This window comes from Shewanella zhangzhouensis (genome assembly GCF_019457615.1).
Classification (GTDB): Bacteria; Pseudomonadota; Gammaproteobacteria; order Enterobacterales; family Shewanellaceae; genus Shewanella; species Shewanella zhangzhouensis.
On sequence record NZ_CP080414.1, the window covers coordinates 2,832,056 to 2,847,062 of the forward strand.

The window sequence follows — 15,007 nt, forward strand, 5'->3', positions numbered from 1 at the left end:
TTTTTAGGAATTTATCCTATCTGCTACAAAATCAACCGCTTTGGAGATTCTTTGCTCAGAGCGGGCCTTTCCGATGAGTTCCAGGGTGATGTCCAATCCTGGCGACTGCCCTGCCCCGGTCACGGCAACACGCAGTGGCATGCCCACTTTACCCATACCGACTTCCAGCTCAGTTGCTGTCTCTTCAATGGCTTGATGAATTGCTTCACGATTCCACTCGGTCAGAGCAGCCAGTTTCTGCTGCACCAGTTTCAATGGCTCCAGTGCCACACCCCGCAGATGCTTCTTCGCTTGCTCTGCATCGAACTCTTCGAAGTCTTCATAGAAGTAGCGGCTGGAGGCGGCCAGCTCTTTCAAAGTTTTGGCGCGTTCAGACAGTGCGGTCACCACGTCGGCAAGGGCCGGACCATTGCTGGTATCGATACCCTGATCCTTCATGTGCCACTCAAGGTGCTTGGCCACATACTCGGGATCCAGCGCTTTAATATAGTGTTGGTTCAGCCACAGCAGTTTTTCGCTGTTAAAGGCAGAGGCTGCCTTGTTGATGTCATCGAGACGGAAAAACTCCACCAATTCATCCATGGAGAAGATTTCCTGATCGCCATGGGACCAGCCCAGACGCACCAGATAGTTCAGCAGGGCTTCAGGCAGATAACCGTCGTCACGGTATTGCATCACACTCACAGCGCCGTGGCGCTTGGACAGCTTGGCACCATCATCACCCAGGATCATGGAAACGTGGGCGTATTCAGGAATTGGCGCACCGAGCGCTTTGAGAATGTTGATCTGACGTGGGGTGTTGTTGATATGGTCTTCACCGCGCACCACGTGGGTGATGCCCATGTCCCAATCATCCACTACCACGCAGAAGTTGTAAGTGGGGCTGCCATCGGTACGACGAATAATAAGGTCATCCAGTTCTTCGTTGGCAATCTCGATACGGCCACGCACGTGGTCATCGAACACGACACTGCCACCCTGAGGATTCAGGAAGCGGACTACATGGGGTTCGCCCTCGGCACGTGGGGCGGCGCCGCGGCAGCAACCATCATACTTCTGACGCTCACCCTTGGCAGCCTGTTCTTCGCGCACAGCTTCCAGACGCTCTTTGGAGCAATAACACTTGTATGCCGTACCGGCCTTGAGCATTTGATCGATAATTTCGTTGTATCGGTCAAAACGCTTGGTCTGATAGTAAGGACCCTCATCCCAGTTCAGGTTCAGCCATTCCATTCCTTCCAAAATAGCGTCTACCGCTTCCTGGGTTGAGCGTTCCAGGTCGGTATCTTCGATACGCAACACAAACTCACCCTGATTGGCGCGGGCGTGAAGCCAGGAATACAGCGCTGTACGGGCACCACCAACGTGCAGGAATCCAGTGGGGCTGGGAGCAAAACGGGTTTTTACAGTCATAGGGGACACTAACCTATTAGCAAAGGGCCATCGGGCCTTAGGGTCAAAGTGGCAGTATTCTACCAGTGTATTGGGTCGTTGGAAAATGGGCTCATGTCGGGATCATGGGTGTGAAGCGGCGGGGATTCAAAACTTCACGGCATGAAACCCGCCCCGCTTATTCAACAATAAACTGAGCCCTGTTTAGGGCTGTCGGTACTTTTATTCTATGCTCAGTGAAGATAACGACAGGAATATCCCATGGCCAACGTCAGTCAATCCGCTTCGCTGGACAGTATCGCCGCTTATCTTAAGCGCCTGCATGGCTGCGATCAGGATACCGCACTTAAAGAAGCCAGAGAGGTCATGCATAACCTGATGGCCATGAGACAAAAAGGATTTATCAACGGCTGGTATTTTGATGAGCGCGGGCACCTCGAACTGCTGCCAAGTGATGCGGTACAAAAACACCTCTCTCCTCCGAAATAAGCTCACCTTTATATGTTTCCTGCTTTGTCCTTCCAACGCGCAATTTGGGTGGATTTCCACCCATCCAGGATTTTAGTGTGAGCGGCTACTCACCCACACCTTCCAGCCATGTGCTACGGATCACTGATTTAACTGTTTCATTACCAACGAGTTAAAGCAATGTTAACCATATTGGCCTACTCTTTGCCTTGTCATTAACAGACCTCAAGGGAAATCACTGCAGTATCCCGAGGAAAGATACGCAATAACAACTCAAGGGAATTCAATATGAAAGTATCAAAACCAGCGACTCTGCAATCACTCTTTACCCTCGGCAAGGCCAGCCTGCTGGCAACCGTGCTGGGATTCAGCTTCGGCGCGGCCGCCGAACCGGTAGAAATCAAGTTCTCCCACGTGGTAGCGGAAAACACCCCCAAAGGCCAAATGGCGCTCAAGTTTAAAGAGTTGGTGGAAAGCCGTCTTCCCGGTGAATATAAGGTGAGTGTATTTCCCAACTCACAGCTCTTTGGTGACAACAACGAACTGGCGGCACTGCTGCTGAATGACGTGCAGTTGGTTGCGCCGTCCCTGTCCAAGTTTGAACGTTATACCAAGAAACTGCAGGTATTCGACCTGCCCTTCCTGTTTGAAGACATGGACGCAGTGGACCGCTTCCAACAGAGCGAAGCCGGCCAGCAACTGCTGAACTCCATGAGCCGCAAGGGCCTGGTTGGTTTGGGCTATCTGCACAATGGCATGAAACAGTTTTCGGCCAACAATGCCCTGTCGCTGCCAGGCGACGCGGCCGGTAAGAAATTCCGCATCATGCCTTCCGATGTGATTGCGGCGCAGTTTGAGGCCGTGGGTGCCATCCCGGTGAAAAAACCTTTCTCCGAAGTCTTTACCCTGCTACAAACCCGTGCCATCGATGGTCAGGAAAACACCTGGTCCAATATCTACTCCAAGAAGTTCTACGAAGTACAGACCCATATCACCGAGAGCAATCACGGGGTACTCGACTATATGTTGGTCACCTCTGAAACCTTCTGGAAGAGCCTGCCCAAGGACAAACGCGAAATCATCAAGCAGTCCATGGACGAAGCCGTTGCCCTGGGTAACAAACTGGCGCTGGAAAAAGCCAACGAAGATCGTCAGCTGATCCTGGACTCCAAGCGCGTTGAGCTGGTGACCCTGTCCCCCGAGCAGCGCCAGGCCTGGGTGAATGCCATGCGTCCCGTCTGGTCACAGTTTGAAGACAAGATTGGTAAAGACCTGATTGAAGCCGCTGAGGCCGCCAACAAGCCTTAAACCCGTGTGGGGCACCCAGGTGCCCCTTTTGTCACTCAATAACCAGGGATGACGCTGCCACAGGGACGGTGCAGATATTCCGGGGAGAGCATCAGTGATTTCTCGTATTTTTGGTTACTTTGAAGAAGGCGTACTTAACCTTCTTATCACCCTCATGACGCTGCTGGTATTCATGGAGGTCATTGCCCGATTCTTCTTTAATACCGGCTTTTTATGGATCCAGGAGCTGACCCTCACCTTTTGTGGCTGGTTTGTGCTCTTTGGCATGTCCTATGGCATCAAGGTCGGCGCCCATATCGGCGTGGATGCCTTCGTCAAAAAACTCAAACCCGGTGCCAGGCGCATTTCGGCGCTGCTTGCCGTCAGCATCTGCCTGATTTATTGCGCCATGTTCCTCAAGGGCACCTGGGATTATCTGTCGCAGATTTATCACATCGGCATTGGCATGGAAGATCTGGACGTGCCATCAGTGCTGATGAAGCAAATGAGCGAAGACTTTGCCTGGGATGTGATGCGCATCGACCCCGAAGACCCCGCCATTCCCCTTTGGATAAGCCAAAGTATTCTGCTGCTCGGGTTTGTGATGTTGACCTGGCGCTTTCTTGAACTGGCGGTGGCCATTTTCCGTGGCACGTCCAACGGGTTCAGCTTCCATGATGAGGCCAAAGAAAGCATGCACCTGGCTGATGAGCAGTCGGGCGCCAACGACAATAACAATGACGGAGCCAAGTCATGACCATAGCCACGCTGTTTTTAACCCTGTTCCTGTGCATGCTGCTCGGTATGCCCATCGCCATCGCGCTGGGATTTTCGAGCATGCTGACCATCTTGCTGTTTTCCAACGACTCTCTGGCGTCGGTGGCCCTTAAACTCTACGAAGCCACCTCAGAGCACTACACCCTGTTGGCGATCCCCTTCTTTATTCTGTCGTCGGCCTTTCTCTCCACCGGTGGTGTGGCAAGGCGGATTATCGATTTTGCCATGGACACCGTCGGCCATATTCGTGGTGGTCTTGCCATGGCGTCGGTCATGGCCTGTATGCTGTTTGCCGCGGTGTCAGGCTCGTCCCCTGCGACAGTAGCGGCCATTGGCTCCATCGTGATTGTGGGCATGGTACGCGCAGGCTACCCGCAAAAGTTTGCCGCCGGGGTGATTACCACCTCGGGTACCCTGGGGATCCTCATTCCACCCTCCATCGTAATGCTGGTGTATGCGGCAGCGACCGAGGTGTCGGCCGCACGAATGTTTATGGCTGGCCTCATCCCCGGGCTCCTGATGGGTGTGCTGTTGATGGTGGCCATTTACATTGTGGCCCGCATTAAAAACCTCCCATCCCGCCCCTTCCCCGGTTTTAAGGCACTGTCGATTTCAAGCGCCAAGGCCATGGGTGGATTGGCTCTGATTTTCATCGTGTTGGGCTCCATCTATGGCGGTGTGGCCAGCCCCACCGAGGCTGCGGCAGTGGCCTGTGTGTACGCCTATTTGGTGGCTGTATTTGGCTATCGCGACATAGGCCCACTCAAAGAGGTGCCCTGGCGCAAAGCAAATGAAACTCTGCTTGCTGCTACGGGTCGCAACCTGCTGCATGTGGTACTGGGCCTTATCAAAACGCCCGCCAACCGCGAAGTACGCAATGTGGTGCGTGATGGTGCCAAAGTCAGCATCATGCTGCTGTTTATCATCGCCAACGCCATGCTGTTTGCCCACGTGCTGACCACAGAGCGGATTCCGCACATCATTGCCGAAACCATCGTCGGCTGGGGTCTGCCGCCCTGGGGCTTCCTTATCATAGTTAACCTGCTGTTGCTGGCGGCCGGTAACTTTATGGAGCCATCAGCCATTCTGCTTATCATGGCCCCCATTTTGTTCCCTATCGCCGTACAGTTGGGTATCGACCCCATCCACCTGGGCATCATCATGGTGGTGAACATGGAGATTGGTATGTTGACGCCACCGGTGGGGCTCAATCTGTTTGTGACGGCGGGGATAACCGGCCGCAGCATCGGTTGGGTTATCCATGCGTGCCTGCCATGGCTGCTTCTGCTGCTGGGCTTCCTGGTACTCATTACCTATGTGCCGCAGATAAGCCTCTTCCTGCCGGAATACCTCGACAGCATGCGAGGGTTTAAATAATCCCTGGCTTCACTGTTGATCCCAAGCCTAATTTAAGCGAGCCTAAGCCATAGATTTACTATGGCTTTTGCCTTTTTGAGAACCGCCGTACATGCAGATGACAGCGCAAATTCAACGACGCCTTCGATATACCCTGCTCGCCCTCGTGGGCCTGGTGGGCGTGTTATATCTGACCTGGAGCTGGCATGTGCGAAGCGGCATGTCGGAGCTGGCCGACACCTCCCGAGCTCAGCTGGGTGAGCTGGTCAGCCTGCTTGATGGCATGCTGTCGCGCTTTGAAACCATTCCCCACGTGCTGTCGACCAACCCAATGCTGGCCGATACCCTGCTCAACCAACGCGACATGGACAAGGTCCACAAACTCAATAAATATCTGGAGGAGCTCAGGCACATTACCGAGGCCTCCGATATTTATCTGATTGATGCCCTTGGCGTTGCCGTTGCTGCCAGCAACTGGCAGCAATCCTATTCATTTGTTGGTCAGGACTATTCGTTCAGGCCTTACTTTACCGAGGCCATCGCCGGGCGCCAGGGCAATTACTATGCGGTGGGAACTGCCTCTGATAAGCGGGGCTATTACTTTTCTTTTCCGGTGGAAGACAGCGGCACAGTGCTTGGCGCCATCGTGGTGAAACTGGACGTGCTGGACATTGAAGCCCAGGCCTCAGGGGTCGCACAGGCGGGTCAGTATGACTTTATTATCACGGACCCCGATAACATCGTCTTTGCCTCCAACAGGGCCGAATGGCGCCTTACGTCACTTGGCCCCTTTACCGACAGCAAGCGCTACGCCCTCAATGCCAGTAAAAGGTATGCTAAGCGACAAATCACAGAGCTGAATATTCATCCGGCTTATAAGGGGGTGACCGAAGGCGTCAATGCCTATCGGATTGGCAGCGGACTCAAGGCAGCAGACTATCTCGACACCTCCACCGCCATGGTCAAGGCAGGCTGGCGCGTACACGTGTTGACGCCACTGGCTCCTGTTTATGGTTCCTTGTCGCAGGTGCTGCTGCTCTCGGCCACCTGCTATGGCCTGCTGCTGCTGTTTACCTTGCTGCAGCGGGAGCGGCGCCACAGCCTGGCCAGAATGCAGCAATCCCGGGATGAGCTGGAGCAGCGGGTGAAAGAGCGCACCGCCGAACTCGAAGCCGCCAACACCCAGCTGAAAGATACCCAGGATGAGCTTATTCAGGCCGCCAAGCTCACGGTGGTCGGCACCATGTCGGCCAGTATCAACCATGAGCTCAATCAGCCGCTGGCGGCCATTCGAAGCTATACCCAAAATACCCAGACTTTTTTGGAGCGGGATATGCCCGGCCGTGCCCGGGAAAATCTGGCGATTATTCTCGAGCTCACCGACCGACTCGCCGACATTGTCGGTCAATTTAAAAGCTTTACCCGCAAAACCCAGGGCAAAGACGGCGTGGTCATGCTCGCCGACTGTTTACAGCAGGCCCTGACCATAGTGCAGCCCGAGCTGGACAAGCAGAAAGCCCAACTGACTATTCACTGTGAGGATGAATCCCTCAAAGTCTGGTGCGACGGCACCCGCCTGCAACAAGTGCTGGTTAACCTCATCAGCAACGCCCTGACCGCCATGTCTCAAAGTCCGGTGAAGCGACTGTCCATCAGTTTACTCGGCGGCGATCCCGTGACCATACGTATCCAGGACTCAGGCCCCGGGGTGCGTGACAGCCTGATGGAAAAAATCTTTGAGCCCTATTACACCACCAGCGAGCGGCAGGGACTGGGGCTCGGGCTGTCTATCTCGCGCCGTATTATCGAATCCATGCAGGGGGATATTCGGGTCGCCAACGCGCCTGAGGGCGGCGCCATCTTCGATATCACTCTGCCTGCTTATTTAGCCGACAAGGGACAATATGAGTCTTGAAAACCTGACAAACATCCAGGTGCTTATCGTGGATGATGAGCCCCATATCGGCACTGTGCTGATGCAACTTTTTGAGCTGAATGGCTTGAATGCCGCGGCCACTACAGATCCTCACCTGGCGATTAGCCTGATTGACCGAGATTGGCCGGGTGTGGTGATTACCGACGTCAACATGCCCGGCATGGACGGCATTTCGCTGCTGGCGCACTGCATCCATATAGACGCCGACCTGCCTGTGGTCCTGCTGACCGGTTTCGGTGACATCGCCATGGCAGTGAGTGCCCTCAAGCAAGGCGCCTACGACTTTCTTGAAAAGCCATTCAATAACGAGCATATGCTGGATGTGGTCAAACGGGCGCTGGAAAAACGCAGCCTGACGCTGGAAAACCGCAAGCTGAAAAAGCAGCTCGAGTCACACGCCATCCCCGGCCCCAGAATTTTGGGCAACAGCCCGGGCATAGTTCGGCTTCGCAACCTCATTGACATGGTCGTCAATACCCCTGCCGATGTGCTGATTGAAGGGGAAACAGGCACGGGTAAAGAGTTGGTTGCCCGCTGCCTGCACGACCACAGCCCGAGGCATCAGGCTAATTTTGTGGCCATCAACTGCGGCGCCATCCCCGAAAATCTGATTGAAAGCGAACTCTTCGGTGCCGAAGCCGGTGCCTTCACCGGCATCGACAAGGCACGGGTCGGCAAGTTCGAATTTGCCAATGGTGGCACCCTGTTTTTGGATGAAATCGAGTCCACGCCATTGTCACTGCAGGTGAAACTGCTCAGGGTACTGGAAGACAGGAAGGTTGAACGGCTGGGTTCTAACAAGAGTATTCCACTCGATATCCGGGTGGTGGCTGCCACCAAGGTGGACCTAAAACAACTGTGCGATAAAGGGGAATTCCGCCAGGACTTACTCTATCGCCTGAATCTGGTCACCATTCCCATTCCACCGCTTAAGGAAAGACGGGAAGATATTCCCCTGCTGTTTCTGCACTTTGCCCGTATTGCCTCGGCCCGCTATCACAAGGAGCTTATCTTCCCAAGTGCAGAGCATCATGCCCGCATGACGGCCCACGACTGGCCGGGAAATGTGCGGGAGCTGAGGAACCTTGCCGAGCGTTATGTGCTCCTTGGCGCCGAGTCGGCCTTTGCCGCCAGCCTGGGCGGCCATGCCCAGCTGCAATCCGGCATGTCCTTGAGTCAGCGGGTAGAGTTTTTCGAGCGCATGCTGATTGAAGAAGCCCTGAGTCACAACCGCGGCTCTATCAAGCAAACCATGGAGCAGCTGGAGCTGCCGCGCAAAACCCTGTACGACAAGATGCGCAAGTACGATCTGGACCGCAAGCACTACCTTAACGATACGCAGGAAGAGGCATAGCACCCTTGCCGCGCCGCAGGGCAAACCAGGCAAACACCGCAGTAACGCCGAGCACTATCAGAGAGCCGTAAACAACGCCGGCCCAGCCGGCCTGATGCCAGAATGGCATCAGGAAAGGCCCACCAAGTGACGCACCAAGGTAATAGCAGCACAGGTACAGGGCAGAGGCTTTGGCCCTGTGGCCTGTTGCCCTGAGCGCAACCTGGCTGTTACAGCAGGCATGGATAAGGAAAAAGCCGCAGGCACTGAGTAAAAAGCCAAGAATAATGGCGAGCTGAGTGTTGAGCAGCGTCAGTACACTGCCAGCCACCATCAGCGCCAGCGACAGCCCAAGCAAGCCAGGCACCCCTAAATGTTTGATGGCGCTGCCGGAACGGTATGCACTCAAGGTGCCACTGAGATAACACAGGAAAATCAAAGTCACTTCAAAGCGGCTCCAGCCGAAAGGCGGCTCCAGCAAATGCAGCTGAATAAAGCTGAATTGATTCACCATCACCATAAAGGCAAGCCCACCAATCAGGTAAAACACCCGCAGCTGCGGATTAGCGAGGTGCAGAATAAAACCTTTCCAGGGCCGTCTTTCACCGCTGCCCGCCTTAAGCGCGTCATTGATTGGCTTTCTGGTCGCATCACTGAGAGGCGCCAAAAATCGATGACTGATGGCCACGGCCACCAGCGTGATGCCAGACAGCAGCACCACTGATGCAAACCAACTCAGATGCTGAGCCATAAAGCCCCCCAGCAAACGGCCAATAATGCCGCCAAAGCTGTTGGCCGCGATATAAAAAGCGCCCGCCTTTATCAGGGCCGGCAGGGGCAATTTATCCCTGAGATACGCCATGGCAATGGCGGGCACAGCAGCAAGTAATATTCCCTGCAGCAGCCTTAAGGCCAACATCTGCGACCAGCTATCGACCACCAGCATCAGCGGATTGGTGAGTGCCAGCAGCCACAGGCTGATAATCAGCGGCCTGAAACGGCCAATGGCATCAGAAATCAGTGCATAGCCCAGCAATGAAAATGCCAGTGAGAAGCTGCTGACGGACAGGATAAGCGTGGATGCCCCCGGGCTGATGGCAAAGTGTTCTGCCAGCATGGGCAACATGCCCTGCACCAGGTACAGGTTGATATAAACCACCACTGAAGCCAGTGATAATCCGTAGATCAAGCGCCGCGCATCGGCTCTGGATATTCTGCCGTTCACGGCGCACCTCAATACCAAGACTCTGATTGCTTCAGGGTAGCGGCGCGGCTAACATTAACATAATAGATATTTCATCTATTATTTATTGATATTTTTTATATTTAGCTAAGTAGCGGTAACGGATGGACATTAAGCAGCTCAACCACCTCATCGCTATATGCGAAACCGGCAGCTTTACCCGTGCGGCAAAGCGGCTGTCGCTGGCCCAGCCAGCCCTGAGCCAAAGCATCAAAAAGCTCGAGCAGGAGTTGGGGGTTACCCTCATAGGCCGCAGCCAGGGCATGAATGACAAGGGTATAAAGCTCACCGCCGAAGGCCAGGTGCTGCTGGAACATGCCAGACGCATAGTGAACCAGCTCGGTCAGGCCAAGGCGCAAATTCAGGCCATGGCCGACCTGCGTCAGGGTGAAGTCAGGGTGGCGGTTCCCGGCATGTTGGGCTCTTTTTATCTGCCGTCACGGCTGATGGCCTTTCGCCACCGTTACGGCGGCCTCAAATTGAGTCTGTTTGAGGGCGGCACCCGAGATGCGTTGCGGATGCTGGAGCAGGAAGAAGTGGATATTGCCATCATCACGGCCAAAGATCTGACCCCGGCGCTCGACTCCTGCCTGCTGCTGACCGAAGAAATGATGGTAGCCATGAGCCATGAACACCCACTGAGCGATAAGTCCAGCATCACAATAGAAGAGTTTTTCGACCATGAGTTGGTCATATTCAAACCCGGTTACTTTCATCGGGAATGGCTGCTCTCCCAGGCGAGGGAGCTTGGGATAACACCCACCATCGCCTTTGAAACCAACTTAATTAATCTTATCAAGCAGGTAGTCTCTCAGGGCTTTGCCATTACCAGTGTGCTGGACATGGTCATCTCCGCCAAGGATGAGATAGAGAAACGTCCTTTTAACCCGCGGGTATTTCTCGACCTGCATATCGCCTGGAAAAAGAAACGTCCACTGGGTCAGGCCGATAAAGCCTTTGTCGAGTTTTTGCTGGCCAACAAATAAAAAAGCCCGGCTCTGCCGGGCTTTTTGCTATGACACTCTCACAGTTTTAGGCGGTCAGCTTGCGACGCACAAAGGCCAGAGGTGCCAGCAACAAGGCCAGCCAACCCATGGAGCCAGCCGGATCCGGATTATCAGTGATGGACACTGACACCAGAGTCGAGTCGCTGTTGCCTTGGGTATCGGTCACTGTCAGGTTGAAGGAAACTACCTCGGCTGACTCCACCCACGGGGCTTTAAACTTGAGCACAGGCGCCGTCATGTCACCTTTGACGGTTTGACCACCCAGTTGAATCCACTGGTAGCTCAGCTTGTCACCGTTGGGGTCGAAAGACAGACTGCCATCGATAGTCAGAGTGGCACCTTCATGAATACCCACAGGGGCATCCACCTTGGCAACGGGTTTCGCTTCCAGTACATCAAAGCTGTAGCTGTCGCTGATGACTTTGGCGGTTGCATTGTCCACTGTGTTGGTCAGCACCAGTTCGTTGCCTGTGCTGGCCTTACGTGGAATAAGGTCAAAACTCACTTCCTGCTCGGCGCCGCCTGAGGGCAATTCCACAGTCCAGCTGATGTTTTGTCCTTCCAACACGCCTTTATGGCTGATGTTTGCCACTTCGGCATTGGCAGGTACAGCAGCGGTCAGTTTATAACTGCGGGTTTCCTGGGTTTTGTTGGCTGCAATGGTGTTGACCATCTTGATGGCTTTACCGGGCACAACCTCACCATTGAGTACCGTTTGGGCGGAAGGAACCACATCGTCGGCAACACGGGTAAACACCAGTGGCAGATTCAGGGTTGCCACCTTGGTATCTGAGGTTTGCAGCATAACGACTGCCAAGCCATCATCCCCAGGCAAAGCCTGCAGATCCCACGCCAGATTCAGGTCGAAATCGCTGTTGTCACCGGTCAGCGCCACCTGGAAGTTATCCATTGCTTCTTGACCCAGAGTCAGGGTTTTGAGGCCGTAAACATCTTCAATACCGGCGCCTGATGCCTGGTAGTTTTGCACCACCACAAAGTAATCACCGGCACCCGGGTTGCTGATAAGCACTGACTCATTGGAGCCGCTGCGTGCAGAGCTTGCCACTACTTTCATGCCACTGCCGTCGTTGTAGAGCACATAAATGTCCAGATCCGGCGAGGTGGTATAGGCAATGGACGCAGTGAAGTAAAGCGAACCTGCTTCTACGGCGTACTTGAATACATCGACCTGTTTCAGGTCGTCAAACGGCTTGCCGTTGGTGCTGTCTTCGCCCAGCTTCGACTCGTCAGTTGCAGACAGGGCGATACCGGCAGATGCCACTTTCACGTCAGGCAAATCCAGAGCCTTCAGACCACGGATGTTCATTTCATCCGCGCTGCGGCCGGCATTCACCGTCAGTACAGCTGGCAAATTACGGGTTGACGCCTTCACCACGACGGGCATGGCCGCGGCAGGATGCTCAGCCGACGTCAGCTTCAGATTGGCAAAACCCCAGCCTTCTCCCAGTTTGGTCACGTCGGCGGTCACGGTAATGATTTGACTTTCGCCTTTCTTGAGACTGAAGTTGGCCGGGGTCACTGTGTAAGCCACATCGCCAGTAACCTTCTCCATGCTTGCAGCCCAGTCACCATCCTGGGTGGCCGTGACTTTACGGCTCCAGCTACAGCTGTTAACGCACTTGCTGTCCTGCATGGAAGGCAGGTTGAGTTTACGTGGATCACCACCGGTATCCGGGTTGGCAATTTCGTAGTTCAGTGCCGTCTCGTCCATCACCAGACCCGTCTGTGCCGCGAGGTCAACACGAATGCGACCAGCGCCCACATCGAATGGGTCGGCCACTGTGCTGCCATCGGCCTTCTTCATGGCCTGGGCACCGGTTGCAGTCAGCATCAGGGCTGAGCGAATGTTGTCTGGGGTCCATTCTTTGTGCAGTGACTTCAGCAGCGCACCGGCACCGGCCACATGGGGGCTCGCCATGGACGTGCCTGACATCAGGGTAAAGTCGGCAGGATCAGTGCCGGTCTTATCATGACCATACTGCTCATCAGCATAGGCCGCGTATATATCTGAGCCTGGCGCAGCCACATAGGGCACCATCACATCAATGGACGCATTGGGGCCCAGTAATGATGAGGCAGACAACACATCCGCCGCTTTTTCCTTGATGGCCAGCGCGGGGTCAATGGTCACTGTCAGTTCTGGGTTCTTGGAGAGCAATGCAACTATGGCAAGGCCATCCTCATTGCCGATGCCCACGGCAGGAACTGTCGCATTTTCCAGTCCGGCCATCCCGAAACGGGCGTTACCCGTGCCATCTCTGTTGAACACCACCACGCCCTTGGCACCAGCGGCAACAGCATTGGCAACCTTATCAACAAAACCACAGGTACCGCGTTTGATCAGGGCTATTTTGCCCTTGAATGCATCGGCGGCAAATGTGTTACAGCCTTCGAAATTGGCAGCATCCAGCGCACCGGCATACACAAGATTGCCGCTGACGGCTTCTACCAGGGCGGGACCCGATGGAGTGAAATCGAACTTGGCATCCCCCAGAGTCAATTGCTGGGCGATGTCACGGTTATGGGTGGAGTTGGCTACTGAGGTATACCAGGGTGCATGCTTGGGTGTGGTGTAAGGCACCTGGGCGATGTTGGCGCGGGTGTTACCGGCCGCGGCAGCCACAAAGATACCCGCATTACGGGCAGCTAGGAAACCCAGCTCAACGGCACTGCGCCATGGATGACCACCGCCACTGATTGAGTAATTCAGTACATCCACACCGTCCTTCAGGGCATCATCCAGGGCTTTGAGGGTAGCCGACGTCGGGCAGCCGCTGTAAGTATCACCTGAATTGCCGGGGCGGCAAATTTGGAAGGCAACTATGTTGGCGTGGGGTGCCACACCAGAGATTTGTTCAAACTTGAGGCCGGTGTCGATACCATCGCCCACCAACTTATTCACTTCACCGCTGACAAATGGCACATCCTTGAGAATGTTGCCTGCCGCAGTGCTCGCTACGTGAGAGCCGTGTCCGCCATAGTCTTCACCATTTTTAGGTGGTGGCGTTGCACCAAAAACAGCGGCGTCATCGTAGATGTCGGTGATATCCGGGTAGCTGTGCACACCGATGAGCTTGTCGTTACACATGGAAGCGAATTCACCGCTGCAATCACCGGAATAGATCCCCTGGCCCCAGGGGTTGGTATGATCATAACCATCACCACCCACATCCGCGAAGGATGCATGGTCCGAGTTGATACCCGAGTCGATGATGCCAACAATAACGCCTTCACCCATGGCTTTTACGCCGGTGGCACTGCCGTCCCAAATGTTGGGAGAGCCAATAAGACTCTGGCTGGCGTCGGTTTCCAGTTGCTCCAGACGCTCGCGCTCAACAAATGCAACCTCTGCCATTTCAGACAGTTTTTGTGCCTGAGCCTGGGTCATGCGTACAGCAACGCCGTTAAAGGCATATTGGAAACTGGTTACCACGTCCAGCTCACCACCGGTGGCTGCGGCCGCTTTCAGTACAAAGCTATCCTGTCTGGATTTCAGAAAGCTGGCGTAGGCACGCACTTCAGGTGCACGAGCGTTCAGCTTGGTATGGGTGTCGGCCCCGGTTGCACGGGCGAATTGAGGGCTGGTCGCTTTAAAACCTGCGGTTTCGCCTTTGTAATTGGCAACGGCGCTGTCCTTCAAACTGACGATATAGGTATAAACGCCCTCTTCCAGATCAGGTTCAAAAACAAATTTTGGCAATGCCGTGGTTGAGGTATCGCGGGCACTGAAATTTTTCAGTGCTTCTGACAATTGCACATCACTGCCGGCCTGAGCAGGGTGTTGGGCTGCAGTAGCGCCACTGAGTAAGGCCATGGAAATAGCCAGGGCTAATTTTGTTTTCACGTTTTTGCTTCCTTTATCATTATTTGCTGTCAGACAGAAATATCCCGTCTCTGGTACGGTAATTTATTGATTTTTCAATAAACCGAGCACTGTTCTGATAATATTATGTGTCCCGGAAGCGTGATGTGTATCACGTATAGATACAGGTTTAAATATTATGTTAATTAGTATTATTCACCATTTAACATTTAAATCATAAAGCAGAAACAAATACCGCAAGCAATACTGTTTAAATGCTTAAAGCAAAAACCTTAAAACACTGCTTTTAAATGGATTATTATTGGTACGCGTGACCAATTAACTCAATATTTCACCACGTAATCTGAATAAATATTTTTATTTC

Annotated in this window: 10 protein-coding genes; 7 read left to right on the forward strand and 3 right to left on the reverse strand. The window is 54.0% G+C overall.

Annotated elements, in window-relative coordinates:
- Nucleotides 1-3: 3 nt before the first annotated feature.
- Nucleotides 4-1,413 (reverse strand): glutamate--tRNA ligase, encoded by a 1,410-nt coding sequence (gene gltX, locus K0H63_RS12365; RefSeq protein ID WP_220064935.1) that lies wholly within the window; start codon nt 1,411-1,413, stop codon nt 4-6.
- A gap of 240 nt (nt 1,414-1,653) precedes the next feature.
- Here gltX and K0H63_RS12370 point away from each other — a divergent pair, with 240 nt between their 5' ends.
- The 6 genes from K0H63_RS12370 (at nt 1,654) to K0H63_RS12395 (ending at nt 8,570) form a co-directional block, all read left to right on the forward strand.
- A complete protein-coding gene (locus tag K0H63_RS12370) occupies nt 1,654-1,881 on the forward strand; it encodes a hypothetical protein (RefSeq protein WP_220064936.1) in 228 nt (75 codons plus the stop codon).
- A 267-nt stretch (nt 1,882-2,148) separates the two neighbouring features.
- Nucleotides 2,149-3,168 (forward strand): TRAP transporter substrate-binding protein, encoded by a 1,020-nt coding sequence (locus K0H63_RS12375; protein WP_220064937.1) that lies wholly within the window; start codon nt 2,149-2,151, stop codon nt 3,166-3,168.
- Between the two features lie 94 nt (nt 3,169-3,262).
- A complete protein-coding gene (locus K0H63_RS12380) occupies nt 3,263-3,904 on the forward strand; it encodes a TRAP transporter small permease (RefSeq protein WP_011760323.1) in 642 nt (213 codons plus the stop codon).
- The gene (locus tag K0H63_RS12385; RefSeq protein WP_220064938.1) at nt 3,901-5,301 is read left to right on the forward strand and encodes a TRAP transporter large permease; all 1,401 of its coding nucleotides are present in this window, start codon (nt 3,901-3,903) and stop codon (nt 5,299-5,301) included. The genes K0H63_RS12380 and K0H63_RS12385 overlap by 4 nt, the downstream gene beginning before the upstream one ends.
- Nucleotides 5,302-5,392: 91 nt before the next feature.
- Nucleotides 5,393-7,195, forward strand: coding sequence for a sensor histidine kinase (locus K0H63_RS12390; protein ID WP_220064939.1), 1,803 nt, complete (start codon nt 5,393-5,395; stop codon nt 7,193-7,195).
- Nucleotides 7,185-8,570: a sigma-54-dependent transcriptional regulator gene (locus K0H63_RS12395; protein ID WP_220064940.1), complete on the forward strand. Its 1,386-nt coding sequence runs from the start codon at nt 7,185-7,187 to the stop codon at nt 8,568-8,570. Before K0H63_RS12390 ends, K0H63_RS12395 begins: the two co-directional genes overlap by 11 nt.
- Here K0H63_RS12395 and K0H63_RS12400 read toward each other — a convergent pair.
- Entirely contained in the window at nt 8,545-9,774 is a 1,230-nt protein-coding gene (locus K0H63_RS12400) for an MFS transporter (RefSeq protein WP_220064941.1), read from the reverse strand. The genes K0H63_RS12395 and K0H63_RS12400 overlap by 26 nt on opposite strands.
- 122 nt (nt 9,775-9,896) lie before the next feature.
- Here K0H63_RS12400 and K0H63_RS12405 point away from each other — a divergent pair, with 122 nt between their 5' ends.
- On the forward strand, nt 9,897-10,778 hold the full coding sequence (locus K0H63_RS12405) for a LysR family transcriptional regulator (protein WP_220064942.1): 882 nt from the start codon (nt 9,897-9,899) through the stop codon (nt 10,776-10,778).
- Between the two features lie 46 nt (nt 10,779-10,824).
- Here the strand turns inward: K0H63_RS12405 and K0H63_RS12410 are convergent, their stop codons facing one another.
- The gene (locus K0H63_RS12410; protein WP_258405577.1) at nt 10,825-14,664 is read right to left on the reverse strand and encodes a S8 family serine peptidase; all 3,840 of its coding nucleotides are present in this window, start codon (nt 14,662-14,664) and stop codon (nt 10,825-10,827) included.
- Between the last annotated feature and the right edge of the window lie 343 nt (nt 14,665-15,007).